This is a genomic window from Pseudomonas sp. ASL9 (assembly GCF_056680335.1).
Window position 1 is genome coordinate 3,519,668 of record NZ_CM155277.1, and the last position, 12,747, is coordinate 3,532,414.

Below are 12,747 nucleotides of genomic sequence, written 5' to 3' on the forward strand. Positions count from 1 at the left end.
AAAGAAGAAAGGCGCCCATCGAGGCGCCTTTCTTGTAGTGCGCCAGGCATGGCGTGGCTTTTATATCCTGTAAGTGCTTTTGGTCATGACCTTGGCCAGCAGGCTCATGCCGAATTTGATAGGCGCCGGAAAGCGAAATCCACCGGCGTCGAGCGCAATTTCGGCATGGTGCTCTTCATCGATACGCATCTGTTCGAGAATGGCCCGGGACTTTTCGTCTTCGGCGGGAAGCTGCTGCAAATGATCGTTCAGGTGCTTGCAGACCTGATCTTCAGTCGCGGCCACGAAACCTAGGCTGACCCGGTCACTGATCATCCCGGCGGCGGCACCGATCCCGAAAGAAATACCGTAGAACAGTGGGTTGAGCACGCTGGTATGGCTGCCCAATTGGCGGATGCGCTGTTCGCACCAGACCAGATGGTCAATCTCTTCTTCGGCTGCATGCTCCATGGCCGCTCGCACTTTCGGTAACTTTGCGGTCAGCGCCTGGCCCTGATACAGCGCTTGCGCGCAGACTTCGCCGGTATGGTTGATGCGCATCAAGCCCGCAACGTGCCGGGTATCGACGTCGCTCATCTTGGCTTCGGGCTGAACAATAGCGGGTGATGGTCGATACGGTTGCCCGCTGAAAGGCAGCAACGTGCGCATCGCAGCATCGGCTTGCAATAAAAGACGGTCAACAGGGGAGTAGTGACGTTCGGTAGCCATGGGCACCTCCGGATAAATCCACGGCGGCCAGTTTACCCGAATCGGTCGGGCGCGGCTTGAGCTGGATCAGCCCGCCGGGTTTGCATGGACAGCCTCGGCGGGTATAAGTCGTTGGAAAGGTGAATCAGCCCGGCGGCCAATGCATCTGACGCTGACCGAGCACGTGCATGTGAATGTGATAGACGGTCTGTCCGCCCAGCTCATTGCAGTTCATTACCGTACGAAAACCGTCCTCGCAGCCCAGCTCTTTGGCCAAACGTTGCGCGGTGAACAGCATGTGGCCGAGCAACCCTTTGTCATCTTCGGTCACATCGTTGAGCGTGCGGATCGCTTTTTTCGGGATGACCAGAAAGTGCACCGGTGCTTGCGGGGCAATATCGTGAAAGGCCAGCACTTGGTCATCTTCATAGATGATCTTTGCCGGTATCTCTCTGTTGATGATCTTGGTGAACAGAGTCTCCACAGCTATTTCTCCGTTTTGATAAGTGACTGAGTGTACCGAGGGGCCGGGACCACGCCCAGTTTTTTAGCGTGGGCAATACGTCTTGTTGATCGCGCCGGATATTTTCCGTGTCAACCAGCGCGGGCCCAGGCGCGGGGTGAGCGCCAACAGCTTATTGCGCCAACCGGGAATGATCACGGCGCGATTTTTCGCCAGTGCTCGCACCGTATGAAGCGCGACTTCTTCAGGGCTCATCATTCGCTTGTTGTGTTCAAGCTTGCCAACTTCCAGGTGGGCATGATGGAAAAACTCCGTGCGCGTTGGGCCAGGGCACAGGACTGAAATCTTTACGCCGGTTTTTTTCAGCTCTTCACGCAGCCCTTCGGAAAAATGCAGCACATAAGCCTTGCTGGCGTGATAGCTGCTCATCCATGGGCCAGGCTTGAAGGCGGCTACCGAGGCAACATTGAGTATCTGCCCGCCACCCTGGACGGCCATGGCATTGCCGAGGGCATGGCACAGGCGGGTCAGGGCCAGTATGTTCAGCTCGATCAGGTCTTGTTCATGGCCCCAGTCCTGAGCCAAAAACGGTCCGCAGGTGCCGATGCCGGCGCAGTTCACCAGCAAGTCGATCTGCCGTTCGCCCTCTTCGAGTTCCAGCAAGAAACCAGAAAGACGCAAGGGCTCCCCCAGGTCGCAGCCTCGAAACAGGACTTCCACACCAAAACGTTGGTTCAATTCAGTGGCAATGCTTTCCAGCAGGTCCCGTTGGCGGGCTACCAGAATCAGGCTACGACCACGGCGCGCCAAGGCTTCGGCCATTGCCAGGCCGATGCCGCTGGAGGCGCCAGTGATCAGAGCGTAACGGGTCATGCAATTCTCCAGGCAGCGACCGCGAGCCACGACAGTGTGCGTCGGGCTCAAACAGGCGCGTTATTCGTCTTTATAGTCTACAGAGGGTGGAGCGGCATCGGCGGGTTGCGAGGTGTTGCTGTCGCTATCATCGTCGTAAGGCAGGACATTTTCGTACTCGGTGGCGGTGGTTTGCACCTCGTCCTCAAACGTGCCAATGCCGTTGAAAAATGCGCTGACCATCAGGATGGCGATAATCGCCAGCCACAAAGAGGCCAGTATTTTTACCGCCTTAGTGTTCGGTGGTTGCGGTGCTCCGTACTGGTTGGCACCTGAGTTGCCCGGTATGACCATTATCAAGAACGGAAACAGGCTACCCACGAATGGCACGATATTGATCAGCAACAGCCACCCGGACCAGCCAACATCGTGCAACCGCTGCACAGCTATCTGCACGCTGACGATCAAAAAGCCGATCCCTGCAATGGCAATGAGCAATCCACCGCCCACCAGCGAGCGGGTCAGGATCGCTGCGCATACGGCGGTGACGGCAACGATGGCGGCCATAAGTACCAGCGTCCATGCCAGATAGCGTAACCGCCCGATCCGACCTTGAGCGCTGAACACCTTGAGCTCAGAAAATTCCGGCAATGTTTCGCCTACGTGGGCCCGTGGCGGAGCATAAGGGGATGCTTCCTGCTGCGGCTCTTTAGTCGCTCGATAAGGTGTTGGCTCGTCGATTTCATCCAGGCTCAAATTGATGGGGGGATCAGCTTCGATCCGCGCTTCGACGCCAGCATCATTCAGCGCGCTCAGGTAGTGCTGAGCGTGTTCTTGCGACAGCCCGCGTTTGAGCACAACGGGCCGGCCACTGAACAGCTTTTCAACGGCTGATGGTTCGCTTTTGAACAGGCCTGCCAGATTCAGTTTGGCTGTCTCGATGTCGACGCCATTGCGCAGGTTTCCTTCGAAGACGATCTTGAAGTGGGTCGCGGCCATGCATGCCTTCCTTGTCTGGGTAAAACAGTGAGTCTTGCTAAAGCGCTCAGGTCCACGGTCTGCCAAGAAGGAGGCCGCGGGCGGGCATTCAGCGCGGCCAGTGTCGAGCCAGGTCGGATGAGTGTATCTGCGCCTTACGGTATTCAGCATCCAGGCGCGCAATCAGTTCGTCAACGCTGGGTAAATCGTCAATTTCACCGACACCTTGCCCGGCGGACCATACGGTTTTCCAGGCTTTTGCTTCATCGTTGATGGGTTTGAGCTTCGAGCCAACGTTGACTTCACCTTTGCCCTGTAGAGCGGCGAGGTCGAAACCGGCATTCTCCAGACTTTTGCGCATGAAGCTGGCGGGCACGCCGGAGACGGCAGGGGTATGCACGATGTCGGCGGCTTTGGAGGCCAGCAACATCTCTTTGTAAGCGTCCGGGGCATGGCTTTCGCGGGTAGCGATAAAGCGCGTGCCAAAGTAGGCCAGGTCCGCGCCAAGCAACTGCGCGGCAAGAATTTCGTGACCGTGATTCAAACAGCCCGCCAGCAACAGGGTTTTATCGAAGAACTGGCGGATCTCGGCGATTAACGAAAATGGGCTCCAGGTTCCGGCGTGTCCGCCGGCACCGGCCGCGACGGCGATCAGACCGTCTACGCCAGCGTCTGCTGCCTTTTCTGAATGACGGCGAGTGGTCACGTCATGAAATACCAAGCCACCGTAATCATGCACCGCATCGACCAACTCTTTAACGGCACCGAGGCTGGTGATCACGATGGGTACTTTATGCTCGATGCAGATCTCCAGATCAGCCTGCAAACGAGGGTTGCTGTTATGCACGATCAGGTTGACCGCGTAGGGCGCCGGATTCACAAGCTCTGCCAGCCCGACTTCGATTTCCTCCAGCCAGGCTTTGAAACCACTGCTTTCGCGCTGGTTAAGCGCCGGAAAACTCCCGACCACTCCATTGCGGCAGCACGCCAGGACCAGTTGCGGATTGGAGATCAAAAACATCGGCGCGGCCACGATGGGCAAACGCAAACGTTGTTCAAGCAAGGCTGGCAGTGACATGAGTATGACTCCAGGCATTCAGCTATCGATTAGAACGGTTGGACGACAACCAGAATGACGATAGCCAGCAGTATCAATACGGGGATTTCATTGAACCAGCGGTAATAGACATGACTGCGACCCTTTTCGCCGCGCGCGAAGCGTTTGACTTGCGCGCCGCAGACATGGTGGTAGCCAATCAGCAGAATCACCAGCGCCAGCTTGGCGTGCATCCAGGCGTGGCTGAAGTAACCACTGGGATTGAGGCTGATCAGCCATATCCCGAAAACCAGCGTGGCGATCATTGCGGGTCCCATGATGCCTCGGTACAGCTTGCGCTCCATGATGCAGAAACGTTCCCTGCTGGCGTCGTCCTCACTCATTGAGTGATAAACGAACAATCGCGGTAAATAAAACAGACCTGCAAACCAGCAGACCATCGAGACGATGTGGAAGGCTTTAAGCCATAAAAACAGCATTTTTGGTTTTTCCCAAGTTCACGGTGACCAAATAGTAGTGGTATGAACGGCCATACGTCACGTTCGCGGTTGTTCCTCAGGCCATACGCCCATATTATCGATGGCTTTCCAGTAGGTTCGTTGAAGGGGCAGGTTTATGGTCAAGGTCGGTATCGTCGGCGGCACGGGTTACACCGGGGTCGAGCTGCTGCGTCTGTTGGCACAGCATCCGCAAGCTGAGGTAGTGGTCATCACTTCTCGCTCTGAGGCAGGGCTGGCCGTTGCCGATCTGTACCCGAATCTGCGAGGCCATTACGACAGCCTGGCCTTCAGCGTGCCAGATATCGAAGCGCTGGGTGCTTGCGACGTGGTGTTCTTTGCCACTCCGCACGGTGTTGCCCACGCGTTGGCGGGCGAACTGCTGAATGCAGGCACAAAGGTCATCGACCTGTCGGCAGACTTCCGCCTGCAGGACGCGGACGAGTGGGCCAAATGGTACGGCCAGCCGCATGGCGCGCCTGAGTTGCTTAAAGAGGCGGTCTACGGGCTGCCTGAAGTCAATCGCGAGCAGATCAAGCAGGCACGCCTGATTGCCGTTCCCGGTTGCTACCCTACCGCGACACAGCTGGGCTTTCTGCCGTTGCTCGAAGCAGGCTTGGCTGACGCCTCTCGGTTGATCGCCGACTGTAAATCAGGCGTCAGCGGTGCCGGGCGCGGTGCCAGTGTCGGCTCGTTGTACTCTGAAACCAGCGAAAGCTTTAAGGCTTACGCCGTCAAAGGGCATCGTCACCTGCCTGAAATCAGGCAGGGTCTGCGGCGTGCGTCGGGCGGTGAAGTCGGCTTGACCTTCGTGCCACACCTCGCGCCAATGATTCGTGGCATTCACTCCACGCTTTACGCCACGGTGGTGGATAAGTCGGTGGATTTGCAGACGCTTTTTGAAAAGCGCTATGCCAATGAGCCGTTCGTCGATGTGATGCCAGCCGGTAGCCATCCTGAGACGCGTAGCGTACGTGGCGCTAATGTTTGTCGAATTGCCGTGCATCGTCCGCAAGGCGGCGATCTGGTGGTGGTGTTGTCGGTCATCGACAATCTGGTCAAGGGTGCGTCAGGCCAGGCGGTCCAGAACATGAACATCTTGTTCGGTCTGGACGAGCGGTTGGGTCTTTCCCATGCGGGCATGCTGCCCTGATTCATTGCCGGGGCTGCAGTTCCGGTTCAAGAGCTCCGCCAAGTGGGGCTCTTGACGTCATCCTGGAAATGAGCCGTGTGCAATAGTTGACCAGTTTACTGGGGTAAGCGGATAATGCCGGTCATTACGCATTATGACGGCATAGCGCCGGGAGATAGTTAGCATGAGCGTCGAAACCTTCACACCTACGGCATTGGAATTCACCCCTGGTGCAGCGCACAAGGTGAAGACCCTGGTCGATGAAGAGGGCAATGATCGCCTGAAACTGCGCGTATTCGTGACCGGTGGTGGCTGTTCGGGTTTCCAGTACGGCTTCACCTTTGATGAAGACGTGGCTGACGACGACACCATCGTTGAACGTGATGGTGTCAGCCTGGTTGTCGATCCAATGAGCTTCCAATACTTGGCAGGCGCAGAAGTGGATTATCAGGAAGGGCTGGAAGGATCGCGCTTTGTGATCAAGAACCCGAATGCGTCCACCACGTGTGGCTGCGGTTCGTCGTTCTCGGTCTGATTGGGCGTGTTGGTCAGAGACGCCGCGCTTATGTGCGGCGTTTTGCTGTGTGCGTGTCAGTCAGGCCGGGTAGATAGCGCCGAGCACGCGCAAACCGCGAGCACCGGTAACGCTAGGCCGGTTAGCGGGTACGCCTTCAAGGCAGCAGTGTGCCAGCCAGGCGAAAGCCATTGCCTCGACCCAGTCGGGGTCCACGCCGTAAATGGCTGTGCTGCTGACCTTGGTCTTGGGCAGTAGGGCGGCCAGCCTCGCCATCAACGCCGAGTTGTGCGCGCCGCCACCACAGACCAACAGCTCGTCAGTTTGCGCCTGTGCGGTCTGCAGCGACTGGGTAATGGTCAGCGCAGTCAGTTCAAGCAAGGTCGCCTGAATATTTTCAGGGGCGAATGTGGGCAGTTGGAACAGGTGGTGCTGGAGCCAGCCACTATTGAAAACCTCGCGGCCTGTGCTTTTTGGGCCTTGGGTCAGGAAGAACGGGTCGCTGAGTAGCGATTTCAGTAATGCTGGCTCGATCGTTCCACTGGCCGCCCAGGCACCGTCGCGGTCAAAGCTTTGGCCGCTTTGTATGTGTATCCAGGCATCAAGTAAGACATTTCCTGGGCCGCAGTCGAAACCAGACACAGGCTTGTCGGCTTCGAGCAGGCTCAGGTTGCTGAAGCCGCCAATATTAAGGACAGCACGATGATCCAGCGGGGCGCCTAGCGGATTGTCGAAGAGGGCTTCATGAAATGCGGGCACCAGCGGTGCACCTTGTCCGCCTGCGGCTACATCCCTACGACGAAAATCACTGACGACGGTGATCTCTGTCAGCTCTGCGAGCAGTGCGGGGTTGCCAATCTGGAGGGTGAAGCCGCGTGCAGGCTCGTGACGAATAGTCTGTCCATGGCTGCCGATGGCCCGTATTTCACCCGCTGACAGTTTTTCCTGGCTCAGCAGCGCCAGAATGCCCTGAGCGGCGAGATGGACCCACTTCTGCTCGGCGATGGCGGCCCGTGCAAGTTCATCGATGCCACTGGCACACAAGTCGAGAAGCTCTGCGCGCAGATTGTCCGGCATCGGTATGTAATGGGTCGCCAGCAGTCTTGGCCGATCGTCCTGTTCTATCAGGGCGATATCCAGCCCATCAAGACTGGTCCCGGACATCACACCTATATAATAGAAGGCCATGACTTAGCGCTTGCTCGAAGCCAGCATTGTGGCTTTTTCCTTGTCCATGCGTGCCATCAGTGGCTGGCTTTGTTGCAAGAAACGTTGTCTTTCAGCTTTGGCGATTGGGTCAGCCATCGGCAATTTTTGGCCCAGCGGGTCGACGTGGACGCCATTGACCTGAAACTCATAGTGCAAGTGCGGACCGGTCGACAGTCCGGTTGTGCCGATATAGCCGATGACTTGGCCCTGCCTGACATTGCTTCCGGTTTGTACGCCCTTGGCAAAACCCTGCATGTGCCCGTAAAGGGTGCGGTAGGTCTCGCCATGTTGGATGATCACGGTGTTGCCGTAGCCACCACGACGACCGGCCAGCAGAACCTTGCCATCACCCGTTGCTTTGATCGGTGTGCCGCGAGGTGCCGCATAATCGACGCCTTTGTGAGCGCGGATCTTGTTCAGGATTGGGTGTTTACGGCCCATGGAGAACAGTGAGCTGATTCGGGCAAAGTCCACTGGCGTGCGGATAAAGGCCTTGCGCATGCTATTGCCGTCAGCGGTGTAGTAGCTGCTGTTGCCTTGTTTGTTGGTGTAGCGAACGGCGGTAAACGTTTTGCCGCGGTTGGTAAAGCGAGCGGACAGGATGTTGCCCGTGCCGACCGTTTTGCCGTTGACGACTTTCTGCTCATAGACCACATCAAACTCGTCGCCCTGGCGAATGTCCTGAGCGAAGTCGATGTCGTAGCCAAAGACACTGGCCATGTCCATGGTCATGCTGTGGGACAGGCCGGCGCGTTGAGCCGACAGCGAAAGCGAGCTATTGATGACGCCATGAGTGTACGCAGTGCGTACGTTTGGTTTAGTGATCTCTCGGCTGAAGGCATAGCCTTTGTCAGTCTTGGACAGGCTGATGCTTTCCAGGTCGCTGACCTTGCTGTGCAGCTGTTTGAGCTGGTTTTGGGGGGAGAGCTCAAACTGCAGAATCTGCCCGTGCTTCAGCTGGCTGAACTGCTTGGCCTGCTTATCGCTGGCCAGCACTTCATGCACAGTGGCAGCAGGAAGTCCTACTTTCTCAAAAAGAGTCGACAAGGTATCGCCCTTGGAGACGACGACCTCTTTGTGATGCGGATTCTTGGCAGCAACGGTGGGGGCGGGCGCTGTCTTCTCAGGTTCCGCAGCGGCCGTTTCCTGAGTGTCTTCAGCTCCGCTTTCAATTTGTGCGAAGGGAGATGCAGTGGTTTCAGGTGTGGCTTGAATCGGATCTTGAGCGTCTTGTTGTTGTGTCAGTTGATCGGCAGACGTTTCCAGATCAAGGTTTAGTGTGGTTTTTTTGGCCTCAACGTCGCTGGACGGGAAGACCAGAAGCGCCAGGCTCAGCAGGGCGGCAATGCCGCTGGCAGCGAGCAGGTGGCTCTTGGGATAAAGCGGAGGCGCCTTAGGCTGTGTGTCGATCATAGGTAATTTTGACTTTGAAAAGATGAATTGGAAAAGATGAATGACAGGGTGAAGATGAAATAACTGTATAAAATATAACCAAACCATGCTCGAAGCAACCCTACGAACGCATCAGTCTCTGATTCGGCGGGGAGTGCTGGGCAAAAACTTGTAATTGGGCCCTGATCTTGTATGGTTGGGTCCCATTTAAGATGAGCCATTACGGGGCTGTTATGAAGTCGGTTGAAGAGCAGCTAGCGCTGATCAAGCGCGGTGCGGATGAACTCCTGGTCGAGTCCGAATTGGTCGAAAAGCTTAAGCGTGGCCAGCCATTGCGTATAAAGGCTGGGTTCGACCCTACAGCCCCGGATCTGCATTTGGGTCATACCGTGCTGATTAATAAGCTGCGTCAGTTCCAGGAGCTTGGTCATCAGGTCATTTTCCTGATTGGGGACTTCACTGGCATGATCGGTGATCCCAGTGGTAAAAGCGCGACGCGGCCACCGCTGACGCGCGAACAGGTTCTGGCTAACGCAGAAACCTACAAGACCCAGGTTTTCAAGATTCTTGATCCGGCAAAGACCGAGGTGGCGTTCAACTCCACCTGGATGGATCAAATGAGTTCGGCTGACTTCATCCGCCTGTCTTCGCAGTACACGGTGGCGCGGATGCTTGAGCGTGATGACTTCCATAAGCGCTACTCGACCAATCAGTCGATAGCGATACATGAGTTCATGTACCCGTTGGTGCAGGGCTATGACTCTGTCGCGCTGCGTGCGGATATCGAGCTGGGCGGCACCGATCAGAAATTCAACCTGCTGATGGGGCGTGAGCTGCAGCGTGCCTACGGGCAAGAAGCTCAATGCATTCTTACCATGCCTTTATTAGAGGGCCTGGATGGCGTGAAGAAGATGTCCAAATCCCTGGGTAACTATGTGGGGATTCAGGAAGCGCCGGGCATTATGTACAGCAAGCTGGTTTCGATCCCGGATGCCTTGATGTGGCGCTACTTCGAGTTGTTGAGCTTCCTCTCTATGGAAGAGATCAACAGCTTCAAGGTCGATGTCGCGGCGGGCGCCAATCCGCGTGATATCAAAATCAAACTGGCTGAAGAGATCGTTGCCCGATTCCACGGCGAAGAGGCTGCGGCGACTGCGCATCGTTCGGCGGGTAATCGCATGAAGGATGGCGACCTGCCAGATGATTTGCCAGAGATCGGCATCACTGCTGCCGAAGACATGCCTATAGCCGCTGTCCTTAATAAGGCAGGCCTGGTCAAGAACTCTGCCGTTGCCCGGGATCTTCTGGCGTCCGGCGGCGTGCGTATAGATGGCGAGGTTGTGGATCGCGCCTTTGTGTTCAAGGTTGGCGCGACCCATGTCTGCCAGGCTGGTAAGAAGGCTTTTGGGCGAATTACGCTTAATTTGGAATAAGCCTGATTTAACCCTTGACGTAAGTTTTTCCGAGCCTATAATTCGCACCTCTTCCGGAGCAGATGAAGCGGAAAACTCCTTGTAAATCAAAGAGTTATCCAGAGTAAGCGGCGAGGAAGGGGTTTTGATCTTCTGGATCGAAAGCGGTAGAAAAGAGGTGTTGACAGCAGCGTGTAACGCTGTAGAATTCGCCTCCCGCTAACGAGAGACGTGAAGTTGATCGAAGCGCAAGTGGTTGAAGTTGCAAAGGAAACTTTGAAACTTGTTAAAATAACCGCTTGACAGCAACAGAGGCTGCTGTAGAATGCGCGCCTCGGCTGAGACGAAAGATCTCAACCACCCGCTCTTTAACAACTGAATCAAGCAATTCGTGTGGGTGCTTGTGCTGTAAGACTGAAGTCAACTGATTATCAGCATCACAAGTTACTCCGCGAGAAATCAAAGATGTAACCAACGATTGCTGAGCTAAGTTTAGGGTTTTGTCAAAACCCAAAGATGTTTGAACTGAAGAGTTTGATCATGGCTCAGATTGAACGCTGGCGGCAGGCCTAACACATGCAAGTCGAGCGGCAGCACGGGTACTTGTACCTGGTGGCGAGCGGCGGACGGGTGAGTAATACCTAGGAATCTGCCTGGTAGTGGGGGATAACGTTCGGAAACGGACGCTAATACCGCATACGTCCTACGGGAGAAAGCAGGGGACCTTCGGGCCTTGCGCTATCAGATGAGCCTAGGTCGGATTAGCTAGTTGGTGAGGTAATGGCTCACCAAGGCTACGATCCGTAACTGGTCTGAGAGGATGATCAGTCACACTGGAACTGAGACACGGTCCAGACTCCTACGGGAGGCAGCAGTGGGGAATATTGGACAATGGGCGAAAGCCTGATCCAGCCATGCCGCGTGTGTGAAGAAGGTCTTCGGATTGTAAAGCACTTTAAGTTGGGAGGAAGGGCAGTTACCTAATACGTATCTGTTTTGACGTTACCGACAGAATAAGCACCGGCTAACTCTGTGCCAGCAGCCGCGGTAATACAGAGGGTGCAAGCGTTAATCGGAATTACTGGGCGTAAAGCGCGCGTAGGTGGTTCGTTAAGTTGGATGTGAAATCCCCGGGCTCAACCTGGGAACTGCATTCAAAACTGTCGAGCTAGAGTATGGTAGAGGGTGGTGGAATTTCCTGTGTAGCGGTGAAATGCGTAGATATAGGAAGGAACACCAGTGGCGAAGGCGACCACCTGGACTGATACTGACACTGAGGTGCGAAAGCGTGGGGAGCAAACAGGATTAGATACCCTGGTAGTCCACGCCGTAAACGATGTCAACTAGCCGTTGGGAGCCTTGAGCTCTTAGTGGCGCAGCTAACGCATTAAGTTGACCGCCTGGGGAGTACGGCCGCAAGGTTAAAACTCAAATGAATTGACGGGGGCCCGCACAAGCGGTGGAGCATGTGGTTTAATTCGAAGCAACGCGAAGAACCTTACCAGGCCTTGACATCCAATGAATCTGCTAGAGATAGCGGAGTGCCTTCGGGAGCATTGAGACAGGTGCTGCATGGCTGTCGTCAGCTCGTGTCGTGAGATGTTGGGTTAAGTCCCGTAACGAGCGCAACCCTTGTCCTTAGTTACCAGCACGTCATGGTGGGCACTCTAAGGAGACTGCCGGTGACAAACCGGAGGAAGGTGGGGATGACGTCAAGTCATCATGGCCCTTACGGCCTGGGCTACACACGTGCTACAATGGTCGGTACAGAGGGTCGCCAAGCCGCGAGGTGGAGCTAATCCCAGAAAACCGATCGTAGTCCGGATCGCAGTCTGCAACTCGACTGCGTGAAGTCGGAATCGCTAGTAATCGCGAATCAGAATGTCGCGGTGAATACGTTCCCGGGCCTTGTACACACCGCCCGTCACACCATGGGAGTGGGTTGCACCAGAAGTAGCTAGTCTAACCTTCGGGAGGACGGTTACCACGGTGTGATTCATGACTGGGGTGAAGTCGTAACAAGGTAGCCGTAGGGGAACCTGCGGCTGGATCACCTCCTTAATCGAAGACATCAGCTTCATCATAAGCTCCCACACGAATTGCTTGATTCATTGAAAAAGACGATTTAGAAGCAGCCCGAAATTGGGTCTGTAGCTCAGTTGGTTAGAGCGCACCCCTGATAAGGGTGAGGTCGGCAGTTCGAATCTGCCCAGACCCACCAATTTTGTGTGGGAAACGCCTGTAGAAATACGGGGCCATAGCTCAGCTGGGAGAGCGCCTGCCTTGCACGCAGGAGGTCAACGGTTCGATCCCGTTTGGCTCCACCACTTACTGCTTCTGTATTGTAGAGTTTAGAAATGAGCATTCCATCGGTTCGATGGTGAATGTTGATTTCTAGTCTTTGATTAGATCGTTCTTTAAAAATTTGGGTATGTGATAGAAAGTTAGACCGGACAGCACTTTCACTGGTGGTGTTACGGGCTAAGGTAAAATTTGTGAGTTAAATTGCGAATTTTCGGCGAATGTCGTCTTCATAGTATAACCAGATTGCTTG

General features: G+C 55.4%; 11 protein-coding genes, 2 tRNA genes and 1 rRNA gene. 6 read left to right on the forward strand and 8 right to left on the reverse strand.

What is annotated here, in order from left to right; translation table 11 throughout:
- Positions 1 to 60: 60 nt before the first annotated feature.
- The 6 genes from coq7 to hemJ form a co-directional block, all read right to left on the reverse strand.
- Positions 61 to 708, reverse strand: a complete 648-nt coding sequence (gene coq7 / locus AC1ME2_RS16195) for a 2-polyprenyl-3-methyl-6-methoxy-1,4-benzoquinone monooxygenase (protein WP_480435258.1) — start codon at positions 706 to 708, stop codon at positions 61 to 63.
- 124 nt (positions 709 to 832) lie between these two features.
- The gene (locus AC1ME2_RS16200; RefSeq protein ID WP_480435260.1) at positions 833 to 1,171 is read right to left on the reverse strand and encodes a histidine triad nucleotide-binding protein; all 339 of its coding nucleotides are present in this window, start codon (positions 1,169 to 1,171) and stop codon (positions 833 to 835) included.
- Positions 1,172 to 1,234: 63 nt separating this feature from the next.
- Positions 1,235 to 2,023 carry an SDR family NAD(P)-dependent oxidoreductase gene (locus AC1ME2_RS16205; protein WP_480435262.1) on the reverse strand — a complete coding sequence of 263 codons (789 nt, stop codon included), beginning with the start codon at positions 2,021 to 2,023 and terminating at the stop codon, positions 1,235 to 1,237.
- 60 nt (positions 2,024 to 2,083) lie between these two features.
- The gene (locus tag AC1ME2_RS16210; RefSeq protein WP_480435264.1) at positions 2,084 to 3,001 is read right to left on the reverse strand and encodes a DUF805 domain-containing protein; all 918 of its coding nucleotides are present in this window, start codon (positions 2,999 to 3,001) and stop codon (positions 2,084 to 2,086) included.
- A gap of 88 nt (positions 3,002 to 3,089) precedes the next feature.
- Complete coding sequence (locus AC1ME2_RS16215) at positions 3,090 to 4,058, reverse strand: NAD(P)H-dependent flavin oxidoreductase (protein WP_480435266.1); 969 nt, start codon at positions 4,056 to 4,058, stop codon at positions 3,090 to 3,092.
- A gap of 29 nt (positions 4,059 to 4,087) precedes the next feature.
- Positions 4,088 to 4,516 (reverse strand): protoporphyrinogen oxidase HemJ, encoded by a 429-nt coding sequence (gene hemJ, locus AC1ME2_RS16220; RefSeq protein ID WP_480435268.1) that lies wholly within the window; start codon positions 4,514 to 4,516, stop codon positions 4,088 to 4,090.
- Between the two features lie 136 nt (positions 4,517 to 4,652).
- Between hemJ and argC the strand changes: the two genes are divergently transcribed.
- Both argC and erpA read left to right on the forward strand, forming a co-directional pair.
- Entirely contained in the window at positions 4,653 to 5,687 is a 1,035-nt protein-coding gene (argC, locus tag AC1ME2_RS16225; RefSeq protein ID WP_480435270.1) for an N-acetyl-gamma-glutamyl-phosphate reductase, read from the forward strand.
- A gap of 163 nt (positions 5,688 to 5,850) precedes the next feature.
- A complete protein-coding gene (erpA, locus tag AC1ME2_RS16230) occupies positions 5,851 to 6,201 on the forward strand; it encodes an iron-sulfur cluster insertion protein ErpA (protein WP_480435272.1) in 351 nt (116 codons plus the stop codon).
- Between the two features lie 60 nt (positions 6,202 to 6,261).
- Here the strand turns inward: erpA and AC1ME2_RS16235 are convergent, their stop codons facing one another.
- A complete protein-coding gene (locus AC1ME2_RS16235) occupies positions 6,262 to 7,368 on the reverse strand; it encodes an anhydro-N-acetylmuramic acid kinase (RefSeq protein WP_480435274.1) in 1,107 nt (368 codons plus the stop codon).
- Between the two features lie 3 nt (positions 7,369 to 7,371).
- A complete protein-coding gene (locus AC1ME2_RS16240; protein ID WP_480435276.1) occupies positions 7,372 to 8,802 on the reverse strand; it encodes an OapA family protein in 1,431 nt (476 codons plus the stop codon).
- Positions 8,803 to 9,014: 212 nt separating this feature from the next.
- On the opposite strand from AC1ME2_RS16240, the gene tyrS reads away from it, so the two are divergent.
- The 4 genes from tyrS (at position 9,015) to AC1ME2_RS16260 (ending at position 12,520) form a co-directional block, all read left to right on the forward strand.
- A complete protein-coding gene (tyrS, locus tag AC1ME2_RS16245; protein WP_480435278.1) occupies positions 9,015 to 10,214 on the forward strand; it encodes a tyrosine--tRNA ligase in 1,200 nt (399 codons plus the stop codon).
- A 501-nt stretch (positions 10,215 to 10,715) separates the two neighbouring features.
- Positions 10,716 to 12,254: ribosomal RNA gene (locus AC1ME2_RS16250) — 16S ribosomal RNA — on the forward strand.
- Between the two features lie 83 nt (positions 12,255 to 12,337).
- Positions 12,338 to 12,414, forward strand: a tRNA-Ile gene (locus tag AC1ME2_RS16255).
- 30 nt (positions 12,415 to 12,444) lie between these two features.
- Positions 12,445 to 12,520 (forward strand) — tRNA-Ala (locus AC1ME2_RS16260).
- Positions 12,521 to 12,747: the final 227 nt, after the last annotated feature.

Excerpts from the sequence above, each read along its gene's own strand:
- coq7 (WP_480435258.1), bottom strand. The coding sequence starts at position 708 with ATGGCTACCGAACGTCACTACTCCCCTGTTGACCGTCTTTTATTGCAA.
- AC1ME2_RS16205 (WP_480435262.1), bottom strand. The coding sequence starts at position 2,023 with ATGACCCGTTACGCTCTGATCACTGGCGCCTCCAGCGGCATCGGCCTG.
- AC1ME2_RS16210 (WP_480435264.1), bottom strand. The coding sequence starts at position 3,001 with ATGGCCGCGACCCACTTCAAGATCGTCTTCGAAGGAAACCTGCGCAAT.
- AC1ME2_RS16215 (WP_480435266.1), bottom strand. The coding sequence starts at position 4,058 with ATGTCACTGCCAGCCTTGCTTGAACAACGTTTGCGTTTGCCCATCGTG.
- hemJ (WP_480435268.1), bottom strand. The coding sequence starts at position 4,516 with ATGCTGTTTTTATGGCTTAAAGCCTTCCACATCGTCTCGATGGTCTGC.
- argC (WP_480435270.1), top strand. The coding sequence starts at position 4,653 with ATGGTCAAGGTCGGTATCGTCGGCGGCACGGGTTACACCGGGGTCGAG.
- erpA (WP_480435272.1), top strand. The coding sequence starts at position 5,851 with ATGAGCGTCGAAACCTTCACACCTACGGCATTGGAATTCACCCCTGGT.
- AC1ME2_RS16235 (WP_480435274.1), bottom strand. The coding sequence starts at position 7,368 with ATGGCCTTCTATTATATAGGTGTGATGTCCGGGACCAGTCTTGATGGG.
- AC1ME2_RS16240 (WP_480435276.1), bottom strand. The coding sequence starts at position 8,802 with ATGATCGACACACAGCCTAAGGCGCCTCCGCTTTATCCCAAGAGCCAC.
- tyrS (WP_480435278.1), top strand. The coding sequence starts at position 9,015 with ATGAAGTCGGTTGAAGAGCAGCTAGCGCTGATCAAGCGCGGTGCGGAT.